Here is a 23796-nt window from a genome sequence, read left to right on the forward strand (position 1 = left end):
GATCAGCGGAGATTTGGTTAGTTGACCTAACGAAAGTGCCCCAGTACAGTTACCTCCAGCAACGACATGCCCTGAGCGTGCCGTGCTTCCGGGCGTGAGGTACCCGCGGGCAGCACTTCGTGGAACACTTCTCGGACTGAAGGCCGCCGGCTCGAGGACCCGACCCACTGCACTCCGAACGGGCAGAGACGGCCGTCATCATCAGGGCCCCCGGGTCCGAGAACACGAAGGAACACGCCGATGGCCATCCATCCCACGACGACGAAGCCGTCCGAGGCAGCCAAGCCCTCCGGAGCCGGGACGCCGGCGCCACCGGCGGGCGATGCCATGAGCCACCGGCAGGTCCTGCAGGCACTCACCGGCCTTCTCGCCGGTCTCTTCACGGCGATCCTCAGCAGCACGATCGTGGCGAACGCCCTGCCCACCATCATGAGCGAGCTCAACGGGTCGCAGACCGACTTCGCCTGGGTCATCACCGCGGCACTCCTCGCCAATGCCGCGACCACCCCGATCTGGGGCAAGTTCGCCGATCTCTTCGACAAGAAGCTGCTGGTGCAGATCAGCATCGTCATCTTCGTCGCAGGGTCGGTGCTGGCGGGCTTCGCCGAGAACATCCCGCTCCTGTTGACGGCGCGGGTCATCCAGGGTGCCGCGATGGGTGGTCTCACGGCCCTGGCCCAGGCGATCATCGGCACCATCATCGCTCCGCGGGAGCGCGGCCGGTACGCCGGGTACATGGGCGGTGTCATGGCCGTGGCGACCGCCGGCGGTCCGCTGCTGGGCGGCTTCATCGTGGATTCGCCTCTGGGCTGGCGCTGGACCTTCTTCGTGTGTGTCCCCTTCGCGATCATCGCGCTCGTGCTGCTGCAGATCACGCTCAAGCTCCCCGACACCCGCCGCAGGGCGCGCATCGACTGGCTCGGCTCCATCCTGCTGACCGCAGGGGTCAGCCTGCTGCTCATCTGGGTCTCCTTCGCGGGCAAGGAGGGCTACTACGCGTGGCTCTCCGGCGAGAGCGCTCTCATGGTCGGCGGCAGCGTGGTCCTGCTGGCACTGCTGCTCGTCGTGGAGGCACGGGTCCCCGAGCCGATCATCCCGCTGAAGATCGTCTCCCAGCGCACCACGGCCCTGGCCATCATCGCCTCGGTCGCCGTCGGCATCGCCATGTTCGCCAGCTCCAGCTACATCGGGCAGTACTACCAGGTGGCACGCGGCGCCACGCCCACCGAGGCAGGCCTGCTCACCCTGCCCATGATCGCCGGTAACCTCATCGGTTCCATCGGTGCCGGGCAGCTCGTGACCCGGTACGGCAAGTGGAAGCGATACCTGATCGCAGGGTCGGTATTCCTGATCGTGGGACTGGGCCTGGCCGGGACGATCGACCACCTCACGGACCTGTGGCTCGTGGGCACCTACACCTTCGTCTTCGGCCTGGGGCTCGGTCTGATGCTCCAGAATCTGGTCCTCGCCGTGCAGAACACGGTTGCCGTCAGGGACATCGGCTCGGCCAGCGCGTCCGTCGCGTTCTTCCGCTCGCTGGGCGGCGCCGCCGGTGTCGCCGTCCTCGGAGCGATCCTCGCGACGCAGGTGAGCAACCGGACCGCCGACGGGCTCGCGGCCGCGGGAGTTCCCGCCGGACCCGGTGGGGCGGCCGGTGGTTCCCTGGATCTGGTGGATCTGCCGGCACCCGTCGCCGAGATCGTCCGCAGCGCCTACGGTGACAGCACGGCCACCATCTTCATCATCACTGCCGGCATCGCCGTGATCGCCCTGGTCTGCGTGCTCTTCATCAAGGAGACCCCGCTGCGGCGCACCGTGGACATCGTCCAGCCCGCCCCGGCGAGTCCGGCGTCCTCGATCGCCTCCACCGCGCCGGGAGCCATGCCGTCGACCGACGGGTCCACCGCCCGCGCCGGCCGTACGCCTGCGGGCGACCCGGCAGGACAGCACGAGGGGGAGGCCGACGTCGTCGCCGTCCGGCCCTCGCACGGGCGGCGGAGTGCCGGGCCGCTGACCATCACCAGGGACGACGTCGAACGCGTGAAGAGCGAACTCGCCGAACTGGATGCGAGCTCGGCGGATCATGCACAGGCTCAGGCCCCGCGCCAGTAGCATCGAGGGGTGAAACCGTTCCTCCTGCTGGCCACCCGTGCCGAGAACCACGCCGCCGATGCCGAGTACGCGAGCTTCCTGCGCTTCGGTGGTCTCGCGGCATCCGAGCTGCACCGGGTCCGGTTGGAGGCCGGGCCCCTGCCCGAGGTCGATCTTGCCGACTACTCGGGGATCTTCCTCGGGGGGAGCCCGTTCAACTCCTCCGATCCCCAGGAGTTGAAGACCGGCATCCAGCACAGGGTGGAGCGTGAGCTCGCTGCTCTCCTGGACCGGGTCGTGGCGGAGGACTTCCCGTTCCTCGGTGCCTGCTACGGGGTCGGCACCCTCGGACGGCACCAGGGGGCGGTCGTGGACACCACCTACGCCGAGCCCATCGGAGCGGTGGAGATCACGGTGAACGAGGACGGCGCCGCCGACCCGCTGCTGGCAGGGCTGCCGTCGTCGTTCGCGGCCTACGTGGGGCACAAGGAGGCGTGCGCCACGCTGCCGGGATCAGCGGTGCTCCTGGCATCCTCGGCGACGTGCCCGGTCCAGATGTTCCGCGTGCGGGACAACGTGTACGCCACGCAGTTCCACCCCGAGCTCGATGTGGAGGCCCTGGTGGGTCGCATCGGCACGTATCGCCACGCGGGCTACTTCCCGCCCGAGCAGGCCGAGGAGTACATGGAGCGGGCGCGGGCCACGGTCGTGGACCAGCCCGAGGCCATCCTGCGCGCCTTCGTCACGCGCTACGCACGCCGCTGACGCCGCCGGTCGGCTTCAGCGCCCAGCTCGCCTGTTTCGTGTCGGACACGGGAGGTAGGGTCGGAGTACCTGCCGACCAGGGCTCCATGAAGAAGAGGTCACTGCCATCCGTACCGCTACACGCAAGGCCCCGAGGGGTCGCGCCGTCCCCGTGAACCTCGCTCCGGGAGAGCAGCGGCACCACGAGGTCCTCATCATCGGCGGGGGGAATGCTGGCATCTCACTCGCCGGACGGCTGCGCCGCTACCGGTTCAGGGACGTGGCGGTCGTCGAGCCCAAGAGCCGCCACCTCTACCAGCCTCTGTTCTCCCACATCGCCGGCGGAACAGCGGATGCGTTCGAGGCGGTCCGCCTGCAGTCCGCCGTGACGCCCCCGGGCGTCACCTGGATCCAGGACAAGGCCGTGGACGTCAGTGCGGACACACACACCGTCCTGTTGCACTCCGGCTCGGCCGTCACCTACGACCACCTCGTCATCTGCCCCGGTATCCAGAACGACTGGACGGCGGTCCCCGGGCTGAAGGAGGCGATGGAAGGACCTCACGGAGCCTCCAACTACGAGTACGAGCTCGCACCCAAGGCCTGGGATCTCCTCCGCACGCTGACGAGCGGGACCGTGGTCTTCACGCAACCGCCCGGACCGGCGTCATGCGCCGGAGCGGCACAGAAGCCGCTCTACCTCGCCTGCGACCACTGGCGGCGAGAAGGCGTGCTGAAGGACATCCGGGTGATCCTGGCTGTGCCGACCCCCACCATCTTCGGCATGGAGATCATCGACGAGGAGCTGAACAGGAAGACCGCGGAGTACGGCGTCGAGGTGCGCTTCAGCACGGAACTGGCCTCCGTGGAACCCGTGGGCCGTACGGTCGAGCTCGTCGGTACGGTCACCGGCGTAGCGGAAACCGTGGCCTACGACGTCCTGCACGCGGTTCCGCCGCAGTCCGCGCCCCAGTGGCTGAAGTCCACCGATCTTCCCGCCCCCGGCACCACGGACGGCTTCGTGGAGGTCGATCCCGTGATCCTGCGGCACCCGCGGTTCCCCCGGATCTGGTCGCTGGGCGACGCCGCCTCGACGCTGAACTCGAAGTCCGGCGCAGCACTGCGCGAGCAGGCCACGGTGCTGGCCAAGAACCTGCGGGCCGTCCGCAAGGGCAGGAAGCCGGGCACAGAGTACAACCAGTACTCGGCGTGCCCCTTCGTGGTCAGCAGGAACACCGTGGTCTTCTCGGAGTTCGACGACAAGTACGATCCGATGCCCACCGTGCCGGGGTGGAACGATCTGGCCCGCGAGCGCCGACTCACGTTCATCGCCGAACGCGTCATGCTGCCGTGGGTCTACTGGAATCTGATCCTGCGCGGACGTGCCTGACCGCTGTCCACTGCAGCTGTGCACCGCCGCAGTCGTGCGGCGCCCACCCGACGGGCACCTCCGTGGGACACCGGCTGTGGGATACCGGCCCTGCTGGCCGCCGACCGGTCTAGTTCGTCAGATCCTGGTACTCGGGATGACGCTCGATGTACGCGGCGACGAACTGGCACTTCGGCACGACGGTGAGCTGCTGCTCACGGGCCTCGTCGAGCGCATGACGGACCAAGGCGCTGCCGACCCCGCGGCCCTCCGCTGCGGGCTCCACCACGGTGTGCGTGAACACGATGGAGTCACCGGAGCGCTCGTAGGCTGCCGTGCCCACGCTCTCGCCGTCGAGACTGGCAGTGTACTGCTGCCCCGCTTCGTCGTTGGTGACACTCACGTCGCTGGTTCCGGACTCTTCTGTACCCTGGCTCGTCATGGGATCACTGTGGCACGGCCTCCGCGGGACGGTCAACGAGCGACGCATCAGCATGGCCCGGCGCGCCGGGACCCGCGCCACGCCCGGGCCGGGAATAGGCCTCCGCCCGGGGCTGAAAACGGGTACCGGGCTGGTCAGCCCGCCACCGAGGGCGATAGCGTCGAAGACAAGCCATCCGATCGACAGAAGGAGTTCACATGTCACGCATCGCCATCATCGGTGGACACGGAAAAGTCGCCCTCCACCTCACGAGGATCCTCACCGGGCAGGACCACCAGGTGAGTTCCATCTTCCGTAACCCGGACCATTCGGACGACGTGGAGCAGGCCGGCGCCACCCCCGTCGTCGCCGACCTCGCGGAGCTCTCCGTGGAGCAGATGGCCGACGTGCTCCGCGGGCACGACGCCGTGGTGTGGTCCGCCGGCTCGGGCGGAGGCAGCCCGGAGGCGACCTACGCCGTGGACCGCGACGCCGCGATCCGCTCGATGGATGCCGCGAAGCAGGCCGCAGTGGGCCGCTACGTCATGGTGTCCTACCTCGGAGCGGGCAAGGACCACGGGGTTCCCGAGGACAACGACTTCTTCCCCTACGCCGAGTCGAAGGCTGCTGCGGACGAGCATCTGCGCAACTCCGAGCTGGCCTGGACCATCCTCGGCCCGGGAGCCCTGACCACCGATCCCGGTACCGGGAAGATCGAGGTGTCGAGCAAGCCCGAGAACGATTCCGTGCCGCGTGAGGATGTGGCCCGCGTGGCCGCCGTCGTGCTCGCCAATCTCGGGACAGTCGACAAGACGATCGAATTCACCAGCGGGGACACCGCGATCGACGAGGCCATCGAAGCCTCCCTGTAGATCCACCCGTACCACGAAGGACGGCGCCCGAACCGGTGCCGTCCTTCGTCGTGCTGGTGCCCGCGGAGGATCAGGGGCAGCCCGTGATCTCGTACAGGCCTCTACCGCCCTCGGTGATGACGGGCGCGAGGCCCCGCTGGGTGTCGACGCCGTAGAATCCCGGCCAGGACTCGAGACCCGAGCTGCCGTGCGAGGAACCGGGAGCATCCTGGTAGAAGTGCGTTGCGCCGACATCGGCGATGGCCTCGCACACCGCCGGATCCGCCGTCAACCGGTTGAAGTTCGATCGCAGCAACTGTTGCGCAGCCGTCGGTGCCGGGGCACCGAGCTGGGTGTAGACGACACGGCGCTTGGTCAGCGCGTAGAAGAAGGTCTCCCCGTTGAACGGATCGCCGATCACCACCGCGTCCTGCGGGATGAGACTGCCCGCCCTGCGGATGAAGTCCTGCTCCCCGCGAGACAGCACCCCGATGCCAGGCATCGCGTTCGTCGCGTAGTTGTGCGCCGCGACGGAGGCTCTCGCCTCTGCCCGGAAGCCGGCAGAGCCGACGTAGACTGCCGCGAGCAGCACGACGACGAGGACCGCCGTCACCGCCCGTGTCCCGCCGGGCGTGATCCGCAGCCGCGGCTGGACAGCGTCCGAGAGCAGTCGTACGATTCCCCCGACCACCACGGCGAGCGCGAAGGCCGCCAGGATGCTTCCCGCCATCGCGATGAACGGCGCCAGTCGTTGCGTGTCCTTGTACCAGACACCGGTCAGGAACCGCAGCGGGTTCTCGGGTCCGGCCGCCAGGACGTACAGGACGACGAACACCAGCCAGGAGGCGGCGAGTGGCCGCGCTTCCCGCAGCACCAGGGTCAGGACCACTCCGGCGAGGACGAGGATCCCCACGATCAGATTGACGTCGCCCACGGTCGGCGGTTCGACCGCCGGGAACCGGGGGAGGTCGAAGAGCGCGAGGGCGAGGGCGTCGGGCAGGACAGCCCTCGTGGCGCGCGGGTAGTTCATCACCCCCACGAGGAGTCGCGAGGTCATGAGCCCGACGACGACCACCGCACCGAACGCCGTCACCGCTGCCGCGGCAAGGAGGGTGGTGCGCCGTCGTCGTCGGAGACCGGACACGAGAGCCGGCACTGCGCGCGCCAGCAGGAAGGGAAGCGCAGCAGCACCCAGCCCGAACGCGGCACTCGGGTGCGCGGCCACGCACCCTGCCAGGACCGCCAGTGCCAGGGCCAGGGTCAGGATCCTGTCGCGCAGCCCGCCGGGCCGCGTGCCTCCGCCTCCCAGCAGGAGCAGGACGAGCGCGAGGGCTGCGGGGACCAAGGCTGTCGCCAGACCGTTGGGCCACTGACCACTGCGCAGCAGCTGCGAGGCAGGGAAGCTGACGAACGATGCGGCGAGCACCGGTACCGTCGCCCAGACCGCAGGACGTCGTGGCAGCACGATCCTCGCCAGGAACATCAGACCGATGGGCCAGATGATGCCACCGATGACGATCGAGGAGGCATTCGCTGCCTCGACGAGATCCCCCGGATACAGACCGACGACGTCGTGCCACCCCGCGGGGTAGTAGGTTCCCGGGCCGTCGCCGAAGATCGGGTTGAAGCTCCACGGGGTGGCCCGGCCGGACTCCTGGATCCAGGTGAGGGCGTTCACGTGGAAGATCGGATCCCACCCGTGGGAGGCCCTGCCCAGTGAACCCATGCCGCGCATCAGCGCCGCGCTGATCAGGGTGCCGCCCACGAGCAGCCCCGCAGCGAGCCCGGCGGCGCGGAGAGGCTCCGGCGTCGGGACCAGTGGGGCGCGGAAGCTGACCCGGCGGGCCAGCACGTGGACCACGATGGGTGGGACGAGCAGGAAGACGGCAACGGGTCCCAGGGACCACGGGACGCCGATGGCATCGAGGAGGAGCGAGCCCGTGGTGAGCACCAGCAGAGTCACGGCGGGGCCGAGGGCCACGGCGGCGGGCCAGCCGGGTCGAAGTGGAAGCAGGGTCACGATGCCCGGGAGGAAGAAGGCTGCCAGCATGAAGAGGAGGGGGAGGGCGCTCTGAAGAAGATCAGGGGGGAGCATGGAGACTGCCTCGCCCAGGGTCTCAGCGGAAGCGTCGGCGGCGCAGTGCGTCGCCGACCTGACTGGTCAGGGACCGCGGCCTGGGAGTCTCTTCGGTGGCAGGTGCCTCGGGGTAGAGCTCGAATGCCTCGGCCCTCTTCCCCGCCACGAGGTCAGCGAGCCCCGCATTCAGCGGACCTGCGCTCACGGGCATCGTCGGGGCGTCGTCGTCGGACGCGAGTGCCCACCCGCTGCCCAGGGCGATAATCGATTCGTGCTTGACGTCGTAGTACCCGGGATTCATGGCGATGGCGATACCCGCACCGCCGGCGGCTGCGCCGAGCAGGTGGAAGTGGAAGCGGCTGGTGACCCAGCACTGACGGGGGGAGAGCGGTAATCCTTCGGTCCACAGCGTGGCAAAGGGCAGGAAGTTCGTCTCGGGGATGAGGTCGGCGAGCTGGTCGTACGCAGCACGGTCGGCTCCGGGGATGGCCTCGAGGTAGAAGACCTCGCGGCCCTGCTCCGTGGCACGGATCGCTTCACGCCGTGCGATCGCGATCGCGGGGGCGATCCGGGACCGGTCCACGGTATCGCTCTGGATGCAGATGAAGAGGCCGTCCGATCTGCCGTCGGGCTCGCTGCGTGCCTCCGCGTCTGCTGTACCGCTGGCGGTGCCCGCGCTCGGGATCGCGTGGGAGGTACCGGCGTCGTCTGCGGTGGGGATCACCTCGGAGGCGCCGAGAAAGGCGTCGTCAAGACCGAAGTCGACGCCGTAGGCCTCGGCTCCGCCCTGGTCGCGCGCCGTGACGTGATCGAATCCGTGGAAGAGGTCCTTCGCCGCGACCGGACCGGTGACCGCCGGGAGGAGGCCCTGCCCGGTTGCCAGCAGGCGTGCACCGCTCAGCGCCTGCGTGGCCTTCATGGCATGGACCAGGCCGGCGTGGTGCCTCCAGGTGGCATTGATGTAGCCGCCACCGATCAGGTGGAGGGTTCCCGCGTCGCGCATGGTGAGCAGCCCGAGGTCGTAGGTCGGGGTCCCGAGGCCCGTGACGCGTTCTGTGATCCCGGCGGCGGCTTCCTCAGCGGGCAGGTGCTGGTGGTCGTGCACCAGGCGCCACACCGTGTTCGTGAATCGCGCCCTCGGATGGGCATCCCTGAAGAGGATCTGCGCGTGCCCGGGCTGAGGGCAGTCCAGCCAGACGTCGTCGTCGGGCCGGACTCTGGCCAGGTGACGCAGCCAGGCAGCGGCGATGAACTCGTCGCCGTAGTTCGGATTGCCCGAGGGCCCGATGAGATAGATGGGGCCCGGGCGCATGGGAAAAATCATAACTGAGGGTGTCGCCCCACCCGGCGCCGGTCCTTACCGCGCTGCGATTCGGGCGATGGTCCAGGGCGACGGCGTCCGCTCCGGCCGGGCGCCCACCGCACGATCCGTGGGTGTCTCCCGGCCCGGGGGCTCCCGGCTACTTCTTGGTGCGGCGGCTCCCGCCGTGCCAGTCCTCCTGCAGGCCGGCTTCGTCGTCGTCGACCCCGAAGCTGCGCAGCTGCGGGCGTTCCCGCAGGCTCCGCTTGAGCTCGGCGAAGCCCGGGAAGCGGGCCAGTCCCACCACGTGGTCCCAGAGGCCGACGGCGTCCTCGGCGGCGGGCAGTCTGCTGATGACGGGGCCGAAGAACGCGACACCGTCCGGCGGATCGAACTGGATGATCGGCGTCCCGACGTCCCGGCCGGTCAGCGCCAGTGCCTCGTCGGTCTCCGCCTGGATCACCGTGTCCAGGGACGTGTCCTCCAGTGCGTCGGCGAGCTTCGCCGGCAGGTCCAGGCCTGCGAGGATCGGCAGCAGGAAGTCAGGTGTGCCGCGGTGGCCGCCGTCGGAGTCGTCCGTCTGCGTATCGAAGATCTCGGTGCCGAGCCGTTCGTAGAGGCGTGCGACGGCGCCCGGCCCGTGGTCGTCGCGCGTGCGCGCCGCGACGCGGAGCAGCCGGAGGCCGGCAGTGTGGCCGGCCTCGTACCCGGCGGGGAAGTGCGCGTCGTAGTCGATGTGGCTGTTGAGCAGGCGGAGTGAGATGAAGCGCCACTGCACCGAGTACTCACGCTGCTGGGCGACCATCCGCACCCACTTGCTGGTCATCCACGCGAAGGGGCATACGGGGTCGAAGTAGAACCTGATGTCGGAGGTCATCGCTTCACGCTAGGGACCGGTGTTCGCGGGGTCAAGGTGCGGTTGCATAAGCCTTCATGTTCCGGACCGGGGGACTTCGGACGAGTCAGCCCTCCTCCCGGCGGCGTGTCGCGTGAGGACACGCCGCCGGGGCGGTCGAAGCCCCCGGGATCGGTACCAGAGGACCTCACCGACGGTCGAGGCCGGGGATCGGTGCTTCCGACCTGGGTGCCGTGACTGCCAGTCCAGCACGCAGGACCGGTCCTGCGACGTCGGTCACGCCGGGCAGGGCGTCCTCCAACCGCCGTGTCAGACACGCCCAATCGCCGAAGGCGTGCTTCGTGTGGGCAGCCAGCGCTTCCCAGAGCTGTCCCACGGTGTCGCAGGCAGTGCTGGTGCCGGTCCTGCCGACCAGGACCCAGCTGTCCCCACCCACCCGGACGACCGGCAGCCCGGCCAGTCCGGAGGTGACCGCATTGACCACTTGCGCAACGACGAGCAGATCCCGCCTCGTCCGTCGGGGTCCCAGCGTCGGATCGGCGACGACGACGCGCCCGCATGCTCCGCACATCAGGGGACTCCCCGCAGTGGCCGGTCGTGGCGCCCAGCCACGTTCCGCGTGGAACGGTCTGCCCTTTCCTGCTGCATCGAGATCAGCTGGATGTCTTCCGTGGGTTGCGCGTCAGGAAGGAGTCGGCGATCTGGTCGAAGGTGTGCCAGGAGACACCCTCGTGGGAGTTGAAGTACTGGATGAGCCGTTCCAGCATCAGCAGTACCTGCGGGCGGCCCGAGACGTCCGGGTGGATGGTCATGGTGAACACGGCCTGGTCCATCTCGGCGTAGACCCAGTCGAACTGGTCGCGCCACATCTGTTCGATGTCCCTCGGGTTGACGAAGCCGTGGGAGTTCGGCGATGCCTTGATGAACATCATGGGAGGAAGGTCGTCGAGGTACCAGTTGGCCGGGATCTCGACGAGGTCGGTCTCCTCACCGCGCACCAGCGGCTTCATCCAGGCCTCGGCCGGCTTCGTGTAGTCGATCTTCGTCCAGCTGTCGCCCACCCGCACGTAGTACGGTTCGAAGTCGTTGTGCATGAGGGAGTGGTCGTACTTGATGCCCCGTTCGAGCAGGATCTCGTTGGTGATCGGGGAGAATTCCCACCACGGGGCCACATATCCGGTGGGGCGCCGCCCGGAGGCCTTCTCGATGAGCTCGATCGACCTGTCGAGGATGGCCGTCTCCTGCTCGCGGGTCATCGCGATGGGGTTCTCGTGGGAGTAGCCGTGGACCCCGATCTCGTGGCCGGCGTCGACGATCATCCGGGTGAGGTCGGGGAAGGTCTCGAGGGAATGCCCCGGCACGAACCAGGTGGAGGGCAGGGAGTACTTCTCGAACAGGCGAAGGAGCCGTGGTGCTCCGACCTCCCCGCTGAAGAGCCCTCGTGAGATGTCACAGGGCGAGTCCTCACCGCCGTAGGAGCCGAGCATCCCGGCAACGGCGTCGACGTCGACGCCGAAGGCGATCTGGAGATCTTTAGACATGGTCGGCCTTTCTGAGGGGGAACAGGGTCGGAGTCAGACCGGCGCAGGCCCACTGCGCTGACGTATGTGCTGGGCTATCACCTGCGGGGTCATCCCGAGGGTGAGCAGGGTCTGCAGGAGCATGCGCGCCTGGGACGGGCGGAGCAGGCCCGAGGGGATCGCGCCGGCATCCTCGAGAGTCTTCCCGCCTCCGTTGCCGTAGACCCCGCGGACCGGGCCTGCGTGAACGCGAGTGCTTGTGACGACGACGACGCCGTCCTCGATCGCCGTCCGTACTGCCTCGCTCAATACTGCGTTCGCATTACCGAGGCCGGTGGCCTCGAGGACGATCCCCCGGGCACCCGCGGCGAGAGCTGCCCGGAAGAGGGCGGCGTCGGCCCCCGGGTAGACGGCGACGATATCGACGCGGACCGGTTCGGCGGGGTTCTGTTCAGTTCGGGGGAAGTCGAGCGGCGCCGGTCGTTTTCGTGCAGGGGTGAGGCGGACGGAACCCTCCTCCGTCACTGTTCCCACGCTTCCCAGGTCAGGGTTGCTGAACGCCCTCGCCGTCGACGTTTCGGACTTCCGGGTGCCGGGGATGGAAAGGACCTCGCCGTCGAACACGATCAGTGCTCCGCGATCGCGTGCTTCGGGAGACATCGCCACCGTGATCGCCGCGCGGAGATTCCGCGGTCCGTCAGGATCGTCGTGGTCCGCCGCCCGCTGGGCGCCCGTGAAGACCACGGGCCGCGAATCGTCGTGGAGAAGATCGGCCAGGTACGCGGTCTCCTCCATGGTGTCCGTCCCATGGGTGACGACGACGCCGCGCGTGGACGTCACATCGAGCGCCCGCCTGATCGCGGCGCAGATGGCGAGCATGTCCTGGAAGGTCAGGAGGTAGGAGCCCTTCTGCATCAGATCCACCACCTCGACCGCGCCGGCGCTGCTGCAGGCCGCCTCGAGGACCGAGGCTCCCGAGTCGGCGGCGAGGGTGGAGCCGGTGGTGGAGTCCGCCCGCGAGGCGATCGTGCCTCCGGTTGCCAGCAGCACCACATGATCCGAGGTGAGGGATCCCATCCGATGAACCTCCTTGCCGCGCAGCGCAGGCGACCGTCGATGTGAAGTGCGCATCCGGATCCACCCGCGTCCCTGGGCGGAACGCGGAGAGCGGACGTCGCGCAATCGATTGGGGAGAAACCCTAGGATGTGGCGCCGGTCCCGTCAAGGGACCCGACGCTCTGTCGAGTCGAGGGCGGCGTCTCGACGGGGGGCAGAGTCATACGCGGCCCGATCAGATCCAGCACGATCGGTGCTGTCCTACCCGACGCCTGTCCCGATGGGGTCCCTGGTGCGCCCGGTGCTCGAAACTCGGGGGCTTCGGGGTCCAGGACTGAAGGCCCGACGGCGTGTTGCCGCACGACACACCGTCTGACAGGCCGAAGCCCCCGGCTTCGACACCGGGTAGGCACGACGACGGCCCCGCCCCCACCCGGCCGGAGGCCGCCCGCCACAAGCGTCAGGAGGTGGTGATGTCCTTCGTGGAGTAGTCGAAGCGGAACGTCACCGCGCTGTCCGAGAGCAGGTGCAGCTCGTGGTTGGCGCCATTGCGCACACCGAAGCGGCCGTAGTTCTCGTCCCAGGAGCCGTTGACCAGGATCTTGTACTGGTACGTGCCCGCCGGCAGCTGCAGGGTCTGGCGCCACAGGTTCTCGTCCGCCTCGTACGAGAGCTGCAGCTCGCGTGTATCCGTGGACCAGTGACCGGCTTCCCCGAGGATCGGATCGAAGTCCCCGGAGAGGGCCACGGACTGCGGCTGGTCGAGCCAGGCCTCGTCCCCTGCGGAGTCCTCTGCAGCCGTCACGTCGAGATCCACCGCGGCGTCCGGGGGAGTGGGGTCCTCGGTGGGCGTGAACTGCGCCTCTTCGCTGAGCTGCTCGGGGGACTGCGGTGCGTGCTCCACCTCGAGCGGCTGTTCGGGGACGGGTTCACCGGTCAGCATGGCGGTGGCGAACCGGTCGGCGTCGGGGAAGGCACGGACGGCGCGTACGCCCTCCTCCGTGGCGGTCCACCCGCTGCGGCCCTTGACGAGCCACCCGGCCTTGACGAGCTTCGACGTCGCCGTCGTCAGCGCTTTGAACCCGCGGGGTACCCCTCCGGAGAGGAGCTCGGCCTCCTTGTCGTCGAACGGGACCTCGGCCACCGCACGCGACATCAGATCGCTCGGGGCGACGCCGTCCCCTGACTGATCCTGGTCGGCCAGGATCGCGAGCGTGGCGCGCAGGCGGGCATTCGTGTTGTTGCGGGTGGCGATGACAGTCTCCTTCGTCGGCGTGGCAGCTCGATTTTATCGGATCATGCCGCGTTGCGGTGCTGGGCTCCGCCGGATGACCGTCGCCGTCCGCATCGGCCTGTTCCTCCAACCGGTGCTGGCGGTCCGGGCGGTGTGACCGACGGGCGCGTGGCGGGATCGGACGTTTCCGCGCAAGTCCGGACGCGGCGGCAAGTGATCGACCGCGAGCGGCGAATCGTCAGTAGGCTACGGACAACACCGGGTGGCGCACGCCGCCTCGACCACTGACACCGGGAGAACCCATGAAGACCCTCCGTCCCCTCCAGTACGTCGAGAACCTCGAGAACCTCACCTGGCTGGATCGGGTGGCGAACCCGATGCGCGATCTGGTGCACGCCGTCGTCAGGCCCAGCGCCGTCCGTGACCTCCTGCACGGGGTGCCGCTCGGACACCCGCTGCATCCGCTGATGGTCCTCGTGCCGACCGGTGCCTGGGTGTCCGCCGCCGTGCTGGACGTGGTACCCGGGTCGAAGCCGGCAGCGACGATCCTCGTCGGCATGGGCGTGGCGAGCGCCGCGCCGACCGCTCTGGCAGGGTGGACCGACTGGGCCGACGGGCACGAGCAGCAACTGCGCGTAGGAGTGGTCCACGCCGCCGCCAACCTCGTCGCCGTCGGGCTCTACTCGGTCTCCCTCGTCCAGCGGCTGCGGGGCGGCTCCGGCAGACTGCTCGCGTACTCGGGGCTCCTCGCGGTCTCGGCGGGAGGCTTCCTCGGCGGCCACATGGCGTACCGGCAGGCGATGGGCGCCAACCACGCCGAGGACGTGCCGCACCGCGTCGAGCCCGGCTGGCACTCCATCGGCCCGCTGACCGACCTGCCGGAGGGTGAGCTCGAGCAGCGGATGCTGGGCGAGATACCCCTCGTGGTGTTCCGTGAGGGTAACGAGGTCTCCGTGCTGTCGGGAACCTGCAGCCACCTCTCCGCACCGCTGATCGAGGGCACCATCAGCTACGACGACGGCGACCCGTGCCTGACCTGCCCCTGGCACCACAGCATGTTCTCCGTCAAAAACGGGGAGGTGCTGCACGGCCCGGCGACCTCGCCGCAGCCGTCCTTCGACACGCGGGTCGTCGCGGGGAACGTCGAGGTGTCACTGCCCAACGCGGGGTGAGCCGCACCGCTGCGGTGGCGAAGCGCACCTTGCTACCGTTGACGGGTGACACCGACTGCGCCTCCCCTGATTCCGGAAGTGCTCATGCTCCGCATCATGGGTGGCGGCAGTTTCGAGCGCGGCCGCCGGTACGCAGACCAGGGCCTGGCGATGAAGCTCTCGTGGAACGACGATTTCACGGAGCTGAACGGACGCGTCCAGGGCACCGATCATGCGCCCTACCGCACGCGTGTCCGTTTCTCCGTCCGGGGTGGCGAGCTGACGAATCCGCGTGCCTCCTGCACCTGCCCCGTGCAGGAGAACTGCAAGCACGCCGCTGCATTGATGCTCACGAGCAACGCCATCACGACCGCCGGCATGGCCCCGGATGACGACACACCGGCGGCGGTCGCGCCGGACAGTGCGCCGCCGAACAGGTCGCCACAACACCGTGCGCCGTCCGTCGCGAGAGCCGGGTACCGCGCTGAGCCCGGACGCCGGGTCGGCGAATCGGCCCGCGTCGGTGCGCCCATACAGGCCGACCAGCCTGCTCCCGCCTGGCAGCGGACCCTCGACAAACTCGTCGACGGCACACGACAACCGGCTGCACGAGGAACCCATCAGCGCCGTCTGCAGACCGTCCGCCCCGAACCCCTCGGCCTGCGCTTCGAGCTCAAGGCCGACAGAGCGACCCGTCCTCGCCGTGGGACAGCAGCGACGACGGCGCAGCCTACGCCGATGCGTCTGGTCGCACGGCCCGTGCAGCGCAACAGCAAGGGCCAGTGGGTCGCCGGGTCGCTCACGTGGGAGTCCCTGCGCTGGTCCTGGTATCCCCACGACTCCGATCCGCGGCAGCGCGAATGGCTCCGCGCCCTGGTGGCCGTGGTCGAGGACGACAACGTCAGCCCGGCGATGCTGCGCGTCGACACCGTGCGTACGCCGGTGTTCTGGGACCTGCTCGCCCGTGCCGGCGGTGAGGGGATCACGCTCGTCGGCGTGAAGAATGCGCCGTTCACCCTGCACGACGCCGTCGCTCCCGTCCTCGACGTCACGTCCCCCCGCACGAGGCTGCAGATCCGCCCGCGGGTCCAGGTGGGGGACGCGGTGCTCGACCCGGCGACGATCGGGGTGATCGGGTCCCCCGGACACGGCATCTTCTGGACCGACCCCAGCGAGGCTCCAGCGCCGCAGTCCGGCATCCATCTCGCGCCGACCACCGGGCCGCTGCCGCCCATCGTGGAGTCCCTGCTCACGACCCGCCGGACACTCGAGATCCCCGGCTCGGGACGGGATGCCTTCCTCGGGGAGTACTACCCGAGACTGCGGCAGCAGACCGGACTGGTCTCGAGTGACGGCTCGCTCGATCTTCCGGATGTCCCGCCGCCCACGCTCGTGCTGAGCCTGCGCTACAGAGCCGGTACCCCGAGCAGAGCGGGCAGACCCGGCAGGGCGGGAAGCCCTCGCCACGAGACCGTCGGAGTCGTCACCCTGCAGTGGTCCTTCGAGTACAGCTTCGCGGGGTCGACGGCGTCGCACGCGCTGGACGACGACGGCGCGGGCTACCGCGATCACGCTGCCGAGCAGGATCTGCTCGCGCTGGCAGCCGGAACCCTCAGGGCAACGCAGGAGCCGTGGTCCACGATGGCTCCCCGGAGGGCCGAGCCGTTCGACGTCGGGCACGCACCCTCGCAGCAGGCGGGCACACTCACCGGCACCGACGCCGCGCGCTTCGTCGCCGAGGCCGTACCCCTCCTGCAGGACATCGGGAACATCCGGGTGGATCTCGCCGAGGATCTTCCCGACTTCGAGGAGATCACCGATCGCCCCTCGGTCTCCATCGGTGCGACCGACACCGATACCCGCGACTGGTTCGATCTCGCCGTCACCGTGTCGCTCGGGGGATCGGAGGTGCCCTTCGATCGGCTGTTCCGGGCGCTCGCCGAGGGGCAGGAGCATTTCCTGCTCGACGACGGCCGCTACTTCGCCCTCGACCAGCCCGAGTTCTCCCAGCTGCGCCGCCTCATCGAGGAGGCCAGGCTGCTGCAGGACTCCGAGAGCGTCGGGCTGCGCATCAGCCGGTACCAGGCGGGTCTGTGGGACGAACTGCTCGAACTGTCGAGCGACGCCGAGCAGTCGGTGGCCTGGCGGGAGTCCGTCTCCGGTCTGCTGAAGCTCGACGGCGTGGAGCGGACGCCCGTACCCGCATCCGTCGCCGCCACCCTGCGGCCCTACCAGCAGGAGGGCTTCTCGTGGCTGGCGTTCCTCTGGGAGCACGGGCTCGGCGGGGTCCTCGCGGACGACATGGGCCTGGGGAAGACCCTGCAGACCCTGTCGCTGATCTGCCATGCACGCGAGCGGACGGCGGAGGCGAAGCCCTTCCTCGTCGTCGCCCCCACCTCCGTGGTGTCCAACTGGGCGACCGAGGCGCACCGGTTCGCCCCCGGTCTGGCCGTCCAGGCGATCAGTGACACGCTGCGCCGCAGCGGGGCCGATCTGGCGCAGGTGGTGGCGGCGAACGACGTCGTCATCACCTCCTACACGCTGTTCCGGCTCGACCACGACAGGTACGCCGCGCACGACTGGGCCGGGCTGATCCTCGACGAGGCGCAGTTCGTGAAGAACCCGGTGACCCAGGCCAGCCAGGGGGCGCGGACGTTCCCCGCGCCGTTCAAGCTCGCGATCACGGGGACGCCGCTGGAGAACAACCTGATGGAGCTCTGGTCCCTCTTCGCCATCACGGCGCCGGGCCTGTTCCCCAGTGCGAAGGTCTTCGCCGACTACTACCAGCGGCCCATCGAGAAGGAGTCCCACACCGAGCGGCTGGCGCAGTTACGGCGGCGGATCCGTCCCCTGATCCTGCGCCGGACCAAGGAGGTGGTGGCCAGTGAGCTGCCTCCGAAGCAGGAGCAGGTCCTCGAGCTCGACCTCGCACCGAAGCACCGGACCATCTATCAGCGGCATCTGCAGCGTGAGCGGCAGAAGGTCCTCGGATTGCTCGGTGACATGGACAGGAATCGCTTCGAGATCTTCAGGTCCCTCACCCTGCTGCGCCGGCTCTGCCTGGACGCCTCGCTGGTGGACGAGAAGTACGCGTCGACGCCCTCGAGCAAGCTCGACGTCCTGTTCGAGCAGCTGGAGGACATCGTCGCGGAAGGTCACCGCGCCCTGATCTTCAGCCAGTTCACCGGCTTCCTCGGCAAGGCGGCGGAGAGGCTCGACGCCGCCGGGATCGAGTACGCATACCTGGACGGGTCGACGCGCAAGCGCGGTGCCGTGATCGAGACGTTCAAGTCCGGCACGGCACCGGTGTTCCTGATCAGCCTGAAGGCTGGCGGCTTCGGGCTCAATCTGGCCGAGGCGGACTACTGCTTCCTCCTGGACCCGTGGTGGAACCCGGCGAGCGAGAACCAGGCCGTGGACCGCGCGCACCGGATCGGTCAGCAGCGTCAGGTGATGGTGTACCGGCTGGTGGCCCGCGACACCATCGAGGAGAAGGTGATGGAGCTCAAGGAGCGCAAGGCCAAGCTGTTCAAGGCGGTGATGGACGACGACGCGGCGTTCTCCACGGCGCTGTCGGCCGGCGACATCCGGGGTCTCTTCGAGTAGGGCCACGCGGGGAATGCCGGCCGGCACGAACGAGGAATGCCCGGCACAGGATATGCCGGGCATTCCTCGTTGCGTGGAGCCGTGGGTCAGCCGGCGGTCACCCGACGGCGGACGACGTAGGCGCCGCCGAGTGCCACGAGGACCAGCCCGCCGCCGAGGGCGAGCGCTGCAGCGTCGTCGTTCTGCGGCGCCCGGGCGATGCCGGTATCGGCCGCGCCGACGGGCATCTGCTCCATCTGCTGTACCTCGGGCTGCTGTACCTCGGGCTGGGGCATGACGGTCGGATCGGGCTCCGGCGTCTCCTCGGGAGTGTTCTCGGCGACGATCCGTGCAACTGCATCGGCGTCGTACGCCGGAGTGCCTGCCGCGTCACAGCCGAAGCCGTCCTTGTCGGCGTCGAGGCTTGGCTGGTACCCCGGGGTCCCTTCGGGAATGTTGTACACGCCTGCAGCCGCAGCTTCCCCGCAGTTGTCGAACGGCAGGGCGACGGCGAGGGCCGGTGCGGCCGAGAACAGCGAGAGACCCGCGACAGCCGAGGTGGCAAGGGCGATGGATATTTTCTTCATTGGAAACTCCTGAGACCTGAAACATGCTGACCATCAGACCGTACTGCATGACGCGCGTTGTGAATCAGGAATTCCCGAACGAAGAGACCGTTGCATGTTTCGGCGGGGCCATCTATGGAACACGATCGCTCTGCTCGAGGGTCGCTCAGCCCCTGGCGTCAGGACGGTAGGGCGGGTAGCTCGGGGGCGGGACCGCGCCGACGCCGGTGGCACCGCGACGCACGAGCTCACCGGTGTTCTCCGCCGTCCTGATCGCTGCGATGAGGGATTCCAGGCCGACGCGTGCCAGCACCAGGTAGAGGATGCTGAAGATCGGTCCGATGACCACCAGCACCAAAATGCCGAGGAACGCATTCTGTTGGAAGCTGAGAATGACGAAGGTGAAATACGAGATCCCGATCACCACCATCACCAGGAGGTAGACGATCTTCGCGATGCTCGGTGCGATGAACCGGGTGAAGGAGATATCGAATAGAGCTTTCATGGTCCCCGTATTTCTCGTATGGGTGATTGTCGGATCGACTGTACAGCGCGGACGCATCTGGTGGAGCGCAACTCGCCCTTCGTGCGCTACTGCGGAGCGCCGTCGTCGTCCGCCCAGGCCTGGGCGTAGAACTGCCGGGAACGCGATTCCAGCAGAGCGGAGTAGGTGTCCGGATCCAGGGCCTGCGCGGAGTCCTTCGGGATCCGGTCGGTGAAGGCGGAGACACCCAGCCCCGCCGCGCTGTCCTCCACTTCCAGGCCGGCGGCTTCCAGGATGGTGGGGTACAGGTTCAGCTGGTCGATCCGCGGGCGCATGGCGCTGGCCGAGCCCGGGATCCAGAAGCGGTTGAAGATGGTGCGGTCCGGGTGGTCGTCCAGTTGCTCGTGGAAGGTCTCCGCCATGCCCAGGTGCTTGAGGTGGTCGCCCATGATCACCACCGCGGTGTCCTCCAGATAGCCCCTGCTCTCCAGGTGATCCACGAAGCCGGCCACCTGCGTCATGGAGCAGGAGAACACGGAGGTGACGGGGTTCTGCGTGTCGACGTCGCAGTAGTCGTAGACGTGCACGGGCTCGTGGGTGTCCAGCGTCAGCAGCGAGAGGTTGAACGGCTCGCCGGTCCGCTCCGACTCCGCGTGCAGCTCGTCGACCGTGTCCATCGCGTGGGCCATGAGGCGTTCATCGCTCAGGCCCCAGTCGCTGCGGAAACTGCTCTCCGGATCACCCGCCACCCGCCAGTCGGCGAGCCCGCTGATCTCCGAGTAGTCGTGGGTGCGCAGGAAGACGTCCTTCGCGGCGAACCGCAGATTGGCGCCGCCCAGGAACACGTTCGTGTAGCCGTGGTCGGCCAGGACGTCGCCCAGGCACGTGGTGCCCGCCAGGTAGGTCTCGACGTCGTCGCTCGGCTTCTCCGAGGAGCCCTCGACGAAGCCCAGGGCCGGTCTCAGCGGGACACCGCACTGCGTGGAGGTGAGGCCGGACATGGTCCAGCCCCCGCCGTCGTACTGTTGGAAACCGTCGATGCTCTGCCAGCCGTCGGCGGCCTCCGTGACGTCCTTCAGCGGAGTGAAGGCGTCCTTCTCGAAGAGCTGATCGTCCTCGAGGGTCGCCTCGCCGGACTCCAGGTAGATCAGGACGAGGTTGCGCTTGTTCTCGTCGCCGGTGATGACCGGTTCCACGTAGTAGTCGCCGAGGTCGTAGTCGGACGATGCTGCCTGGAGGTACTTCCCGACGCTCACCGTGCTCGCGAAGGCCGCGGTACCGCCGACGACGATCGCGGTCACCACGGCGCCGGAGAGCGCGCGCATCAGCCACCGTTCGCGGCGTGGACGCGGTCCGGCGTCGGCCCGACGGCGTGAGCGCCGGCGGAGGAACCGCCAGACGGCGATGCCTGCGGTGATGAGCAGGGGAGCGACGCCGACGCCCAGGATGCCGAGCCAGACGATGGCACCGCCTCCGCCGTCGAGCTCCACGGACGTGAGATTCAGGAGCAGCTGACCCACGGAGATCGTGCCCCAGTAGAACCGGATGCCGACGGCGGCGATGAGCATTACGAGCCCCGCCCAGATCAGCGCGTACACCAGCGTTCTGCCCACGACGACGCCGATGCGTCGGCTCAAGCGAAGACCCCGCTGATCCATCGCATCCCTTCGCGCTCCCCGTCTCAAAAGCTCCCCAGCCAACTCGTGCCCGAGCCGATAGCAGCCTAGTGCCGTCCTGCTTCGTGTCAACACTTCATGTTTCCTGTCGGCAGCTCGTCGCCAGTCCGGCGCCGACGTGTGGTTCGGTGCGAAGCGGCCGTCGTATCGGTCTCGGTGGTCCGGTTGGTCCGTGTCCGGGGTTCGGCTGGTTCGAATCCGGGGTCTTTGGCCCGTGACCCTGCCAGGATCACGGCGTGTCGTGCGGCGACACGAAGTCGTGGTGCTCGAACTCCCTCGAACCGCTACGGGCAGAAGCAGTTAGGCGGCATCGGCACTGGTGACAGGCAGCGATATCCTGTGAATCCGACCCATCATCGAGACCACGATCAGCTGGAGGAATCCTCATGACCGAATACGCAGTAGTCGATCCCGCGACGGGCAGGACGGTGCGGGAGTACCCGCTCATCAGCGACGAAGAGCTCGACTCCGTCGTCGGCACCGCCGACGCCGCATACCGGCAGTGGGGGCGCGTCACCTCGGCCGCCGAGCGTGCCGCGGTCGTCCGGCGCGTCAGCGAGCTCCACCGTGAGCGGCGCGACGAGCTCGCCGAGATCATCGTGCGGGAAATGGGCAAACCCCTGGAGCAGGCCCTCGGCGAGGTGGACTTCTCCGCGGACATCTACCTCTACTACGCGGACCACGCGGAGGAGTTCCTGGCCGACGAACCCATCTCCCTCGCCGATGGTTCCGGGAGCGCGTTCATCCGCCGCTCGCCGGTCGGCGTGCTGCTCGGCATCATGCCCTGGAACTTCCCGTACTACCAGGTTGCCCGGTTCGCCGGCCCGAACGTCGTCATCGGGAACTCGATCCTGCTCAAGCACGCGCCGCAGTGTCCGGAGTCCTCGGCGGCGATCGAGCAGATATTCCGGGATGCGTTGGCCCCCGAGGGCGTCTACACCAACATCTATGCGTCCAACGATCAGGCGGCGACGCTCATCGCCGACCGGCGCCTGCAGGGCGTCTCCCTCACCGGTTCCGAGCGGGCCGGTGCAGCCGTCGCGGAGATCGCCGGGCGCAATCTCAAGAAGGTGGTCCTCGAACTCGGCGGTTCCGATCCGTTCATCGTCCTCTCCGCCGACAACCTCGACGAGGTCGTCGAAGGTGCGGTGGCGGCGCGCATGGACAACAACGGGCAGAGCTGCAACGCCGCCAAGCGCTTCATCGTCATCGATGAGCTGTACGAGCAGTTCGAGCAGAAGTTCGTCGACCGCATGCGTGGCATCACGCCGACTGATCCGCACAAGGCCGATGCCGAGCTCGGCCCGTTGTCCTCCAGTGCAGCGGCGTCGAACATCGAGGACCAGCTCGAGCGCGCGGCGGATCAGGGTGCCCAGGTACTGACCCGGGGTGAGCCCTCGGGCACCTTCGTCAGCCCGGCAGTACTGACGGACGTGACGCCGTCCATGGACGCCTTCAACGAGGAGTTCTTCGGGCCCGTCGCGCAGCTCTACCGCGTGTCGAGCGAGGAGGAGGCGGTCGAGCTGGCCAATGCCACGGACTTCGGCCTGGGTTCCTACGTCTTCACGACGGACCCGGAGCAGGCGGAGCGGGTGGCCGATCAGCTCGAGGCCGGCATGGTCTGGATCAACACCGTCCTGGGGGATGCGGCGGAACTGCCGTTCGGCGGCGTGAAGAAGTCGGGCTTCGGGCGGGAACTCGGCCGGCTGGGTGCCGAGGAGTTCGTGAACAAGAAGATGATCCGCATCGCAGGAACGACGCCGGCCGGCAGCTAGCGTTCGACGCTGACCCGCCGTGCTGCAGGACGGCGGGTCAGCTGTGCTGTCGGGTGCTTGGGGCGGCAGGATCCGGTACGCGGCTCTGATCGGGGCGTTCTAGCGGACCCGGATACCGTAGAATTATCGACAGTCCTCGCCGGTTCTGCGGGACTGCTAGGTCGAGGTCGACAGTCCTCTGCCCGCGGGGTCCGTGGGGGAACAAACCTGTTGACGCCCCGGGAGGTCGTGATCGAACCTCCGAGTGGAAAGTGGTTACCGATGCCGAGATTCGAGCCTGTCGTCCGCGAATCCACTCCATCGATCATCGCCGGCAAACTACGGAAGGCGATCGGCCTGGGGCATATTCCGCCCGGAGCCCAGCTCGGTGAGGCCGAGCTGGCCAGGGAGCTCGGCGTGAGCCGCGGGCCTCTTCGAGAAGCCATGCAGCGGCTGACCCAGGAGGGCCTCCTCATCAGCATCCGCAACCGCGGGCTGTTCGTCATCACCATGACCGACGACGAGGTCCGGGACATGTACGTTGCACGGACCGCAGTGGAGCGGGCTGCCGCCGAACTCATCCTCCAAAAGGGTTTCGAGGATGTGGTGGCCCGGCTGCTGGACCTCGTGAAGGCCATGAAGAAGGCGGCCGACGCGGAAGACCTGGATGCGCTGTCCGAGGCGGACATGGCGTATCACGAGACGCTCGTGGTGTCAGCCGGTAGCACCCGGCTGACGCGGATGCATCAAACCCTGCTGACCGAGACGCGGATGTGCCTGACGGCTCTGGAGAAGAAATATCCGGACCCTCATACTCGGGTGGCTGAACACCAAGCCATCGCCGAAGCGTTGGGCGCCGGCAACGCCGAACTGGTGGAGGAGCTCCTGATCAGCCACATGGACGATGCCCTGCAGCGGCTCACCGATAACGAGAACGAAGGCCTTGCCAGCGGGTGCGATGGGAACAGGAGCAGTAGGATCGGCGGCATTGAGAGCGGCAAGCAACCGGCGACCGCCTAGCTCCGGAACCGCCGGCTGCATTCGGCGTGGAGCCGGCGCTC

At 68.3% G+C, this 23796-nt stretch carries 20 protein-coding genes; 9 read left to right on the forward strand and 11 right to left on the reverse strand.

All coding sequences use genetic code 11. The features are described 5' to 3' along the window. Nucleotides 1-327: 327 nt before the first annotated feature. The 3 genes from E8P82_RS07410 (at nucleotide 328) to E8P82_RS07420 (ending at nucleotide 4225) form a co-directional block, all read left to right on the forward strand. Entirely contained in the window at nucleotides 328-2112 is a 1785-nt protein-coding gene (locus E8P82_RS07410) for an MFS transporter (RefSeq protein ID WP_136453956.1), read from the forward strand. 9 nt (nucleotides 2113-2121) lie between these two features. Continuing rightward, on the forward strand, nucleotides 2122-2856 hold the full coding sequence (locus E8P82_RS07415) for a glutamine amidotransferase (RefSeq protein ID WP_136453857.1): 735 nt from the start codon (nucleotides 2122-2124) through the stop codon (nucleotides 2854-2856). A 151-nt stretch (nucleotides 2857-3007) separates the two neighbouring features. Then, the gene (locus E8P82_RS07420) at nucleotides 3008-4225 is read left to right on the forward strand and encodes an NAD(P)/FAD-dependent oxidoreductase (RefSeq protein WP_136453858.1); all 1218 of its coding nucleotides are present in this window, start codon (nucleotides 3008-3010) and stop codon (nucleotides 4223-4225) included. Nucleotides 4226-4334: 109 nt separating this feature from the next. Here E8P82_RS07420 and E8P82_RS07425 read toward each other — a convergent pair whose 3' ends face one another. Beyond that, entirely contained in the window at nucleotides 4335-4646 is a 312-nt protein-coding gene (locus E8P82_RS07425) for a GNAT family N-acetyltransferase (protein ID WP_136453859.1), read from the reverse strand. A gap of 197 nt (nucleotides 4647-4843) precedes the next feature. Here E8P82_RS07425 and E8P82_RS07430 point away from each other — a divergent pair, with 197 nt between their 5' ends. Continuing rightward, nucleotides 4844-5497: an SDR family oxidoreductase gene (locus E8P82_RS07430; RefSeq protein WP_136453860.1), complete on the forward strand. Its 654-nt coding sequence runs from the start codon at nucleotides 4844-4846 to the stop codon at nucleotides 5495-5497. A gap of 70 nt (nucleotides 5498-5567) precedes the next feature. On the opposite strand, the gene E8P82_RS07435 is transcribed toward E8P82_RS07430, so the two are convergent. From E8P82_RS07435 to E8P82_RS07465, 7 genes are all read right to left on the reverse strand, one after another. Beyond that, nucleotides 5568-7571, reverse strand: a complete 2004-nt coding sequence (locus E8P82_RS07435; protein ID WP_136453861.1) for a DUF6541 family protein — start codon at nucleotides 7569-7571, stop codon at nucleotides 5568-5570. A 22-nt stretch (nucleotides 7572-7593) separates the two neighbouring features. Further along, a complete protein-coding gene (locus E8P82_RS07440; RefSeq protein ID WP_168796514.1) occupies nucleotides 7594-8865 on the reverse strand; it encodes a polysaccharide pyruvyl transferase family protein in 1272 nt (423 codons plus the stop codon). A 148-nt stretch (nucleotides 8866-9013) separates the two neighbouring features. Next, entirely contained in the window at nucleotides 9014-9730 is a 717-nt protein-coding gene (locus E8P82_RS07445; protein ID WP_136453863.1) for a mycothiol-dependent nitroreductase Rv2466c family protein, read from the reverse strand. A gap of 166 nt (nucleotides 9731-9896) precedes the next feature. Beyond that, nucleotides 9897-10280, reverse strand: coding sequence for a hypothetical protein (locus E8P82_RS07450; protein ID WP_136453864.1), 384 nt, complete (start codon nucleotides 10278-10280; stop codon nucleotides 9897-9899). A gap of 82 nt (nucleotides 10281-10362) precedes the next feature. Then, entirely contained in the window at nucleotides 10363-11250 is an 888-nt protein-coding gene (locus E8P82_RS07455) for a polysaccharide deacetylase family protein (protein WP_136453865.1), read from the reverse strand. Between the two features lie 33 nt (nucleotides 11251-11283). Beyond that, nucleotides 11284-12306: an asparaginase gene (locus E8P82_RS07460; RefSeq protein WP_246021063.1), complete on the reverse strand. Its 1023-nt coding sequence runs from the start codon at nucleotides 12304-12306 to the stop codon at nucleotides 11284-11286. 439 nt (nucleotides 12307-12745) lie between these two features. Then, nucleotides 12746-13441 carry a pullulanase X25 domain-containing protein gene (locus E8P82_RS07465; protein WP_246021064.1) on the reverse strand — a complete coding sequence of 232 codons (696 nt, stop codon included), beginning with the start codon at nucleotides 13439-13441 and terminating at the stop codon, nucleotides 12746-12748. A gap of 58 nt (nucleotides 13442-13499) precedes the next feature. Between E8P82_RS07465 and E8P82_RS15010 the strand changes: the two genes are divergently transcribed. The 3 genes from E8P82_RS15010 (at nucleotide 13500) to E8P82_RS07475 (ending at nucleotide 18276) form a co-directional block, all read left to right on the forward strand. Next, nucleotides 13500-13676 (forward strand): hypothetical protein, encoded by a 177-nt coding sequence (locus E8P82_RS15010; RefSeq protein ID WP_168796515.1) that lies wholly within the window; start codon nucleotides 13500-13502, stop codon nucleotides 13674-13676. A 145-nt stretch (nucleotides 13677-13821) separates the two neighbouring features. Further along, a complete protein-coding gene (locus E8P82_RS07470; protein ID WP_136453867.1) occupies nucleotides 13822-14691 on the forward strand; it encodes a Rieske (2Fe-2S) protein in 870 nt (289 codons plus the stop codon). 45 nt (nucleotides 14692-14736) lie between these two features. After that, nucleotides 14737-18276: a DEAD/DEAH box helicase gene (locus tag E8P82_RS07475; RefSeq protein ID WP_246021068.1), complete on the forward strand. Its 3540-nt coding sequence runs from the start codon at nucleotides 14737-14739 to the stop codon at nucleotides 18274-18276. Between the two features lie 86 nt (nucleotides 18277-18362). Here E8P82_RS07475 and E8P82_RS15160 read toward each other — a convergent pair whose 3' ends face one another. The 3 genes from E8P82_RS15160 to E8P82_RS07490 form a co-directional block, all read right to left on the reverse strand. Continuing rightward, nucleotides 18363-18842: an excalibur calcium-binding domain-containing protein gene (locus tag E8P82_RS15160; RefSeq protein WP_211096824.1), complete on the reverse strand. Its 480-nt coding sequence runs from the start codon at nucleotides 18840-18842 to the stop codon at nucleotides 18363-18365. A gap of 145 nt (nucleotides 18843-18987) precedes the next feature. Further along, nucleotides 18988-19326: a DUF4282 domain-containing protein gene (locus E8P82_RS07485; RefSeq protein WP_136453868.1), complete on the reverse strand. Its 339-nt coding sequence runs from the start codon at nucleotides 19324-19326 to the stop codon at nucleotides 18988-18990. 86 nt (nucleotides 19327-19412) lie between these two features. Continuing rightward, entirely contained in the window at nucleotides 19413-20942 is a 1530-nt protein-coding gene (locus E8P82_RS07490) for a sulfatase-like hydrolase/transferase (protein WP_246021073.1), read from the reverse strand. Nucleotides 20943-21367: 425 nt separating this feature from the next. On the opposite strand from E8P82_RS07490, the gene E8P82_RS07495 reads away from it, so the two are divergent. Together E8P82_RS07495 and E8P82_RS07500 are read left to right on the forward strand one after the other, a co-directional pair. After that, the gene (locus tag E8P82_RS07495; RefSeq protein ID WP_136453870.1) at nucleotides 21368-22756 is read left to right on the forward strand and encodes an NAD-dependent succinate-semialdehyde dehydrogenase; all 1389 of its coding nucleotides are present in this window, start codon (nucleotides 21368-21370) and stop codon (nucleotides 22754-22756) included. 261 nt (nucleotides 22757-23017) lie between these two features. Beyond that, nucleotides 23018-23755, forward strand: coding sequence for a GntR family transcriptional regulator (locus tag E8P82_RS07500; protein ID WP_136453871.1), 738 nt, complete (start codon nucleotides 23018-23020; stop codon nucleotides 23753-23755). The last annotated feature ends 41 nt before the right edge of the window (nucleotides 23756-23796 follow it).

The organism is Arthrobacter echini (assembly GCF_004803505.1).
Taxonomy (GTDB): domain Bacteria; phylum Actinomycetota; class Actinomycetes; order Actinomycetales; family Micrococcaceae; genus Arthrobacter_D; species Arthrobacter_D echini.

What these genes read in the sequence shown, in the direction of transcription:
- E8P82_RS07410 (WP_136453956.1), top strand. Translation starts at nt 328, where the DNA reads ATGAGCCACCGGCAGGTCCTGCAGGCACTCACCGGCCTTCTCGCCGGT.
- E8P82_RS07425 (WP_136453859.1), bottom strand. Translation starts at nt 4,646, where the DNA reads ATGACGAGCCAGGGTACAGAAGAGTCCGGAACCAGCGACGTGAGTGTC.
- E8P82_RS07430 (WP_136453860.1), top strand. Translation starts at nt 4,844, where the DNA reads ATGTCACGCATCGCCATCATCGGTGGACACGGAAAAGTCGCCCTCCAC.
- E8P82_RS07435 (WP_136453861.1), bottom strand. Translation starts at nt 7,571, where the DNA reads ATGCTCCCCCCTGATCTTCTTCAGAGCGCCCTCCCCCTCCTCTTCATG.
- E8P82_RS07440 (WP_168796514.1), bottom strand. Translation starts at nt 8,865, where the DNA reads ATGCGCCCGGGCCCCATCTATCTCATCGGGCCCTCGGGCAATCCGAAC.
- E8P82_RS07445 (WP_136453863.1), bottom strand. Translation starts at nt 9,730, where the DNA reads ATGACCTCCGACATCAGGTTCTACTTCGACCCCGTATGCCCCTTCGCG.
- E8P82_RS07450 (WP_136453864.1), bottom strand. Translation starts at nt 10,280, where the DNA reads ATGTGCGGAGCATGCGGGCGCGTCGTCGTCGCCGATCCGACGCTGGGA.
- E8P82_RS07455 (WP_136453865.1), bottom strand. Translation starts at nt 11,250, where the DNA reads ATGTCTAAAGATCTCCAGATCGCCTTCGGCGTCGACGTCGACGCCGTT.
- E8P82_RS07460 (WP_246021063.1), bottom strand. Translation starts at nt 12,306, where the DNA reads ATGGGATCCCTCACCTCGGATCATGTGGTGCTGCTGGCAACCGGAGGC.
- E8P82_RS07465 (WP_246021064.1), bottom strand. Translation starts at nt 13,441, where the DNA reads ATGTCGCGTGCGGTGGCCGAGGTCCCGTTCGACGACAAGGAGGCCGAG.
- E8P82_RS07470 (WP_136453867.1), top strand. Translation starts at nt 13,822, where the DNA reads ATGAAGACCCTCCGTCCCCTCCAGTACGTCGAGAACCTCGAGAACCTC.
- E8P82_RS15160 (WP_211096824.1), bottom strand. Translation starts at nt 18,842, where the DNA reads ATGAAGAAAATATCCATCGCCCTTGCCACCTCGGCTGTCGCGGGTCTC.
- E8P82_RS07485 (WP_136453868.1), bottom strand. Translation starts at nt 19,326, where the DNA reads ATGAAAGCTCTATTCGATATCTCCTTCACCCGGTTCATCGCACCGAGC.
- E8P82_RS07495 (WP_136453870.1), top strand. Translation starts at nt 21,368, where the DNA reads ATGACCGAATACGCAGTAGTCGATCCCGCGACGGGCAGGACGGTGCGG.
- E8P82_RS07500 (WP_136453871.1), top strand. Translation starts at nt 23,018, where the DNA reads ATGCCGAGATTCGAGCCTGTCGTCCGCGAATCCACTCCATCGATCATC.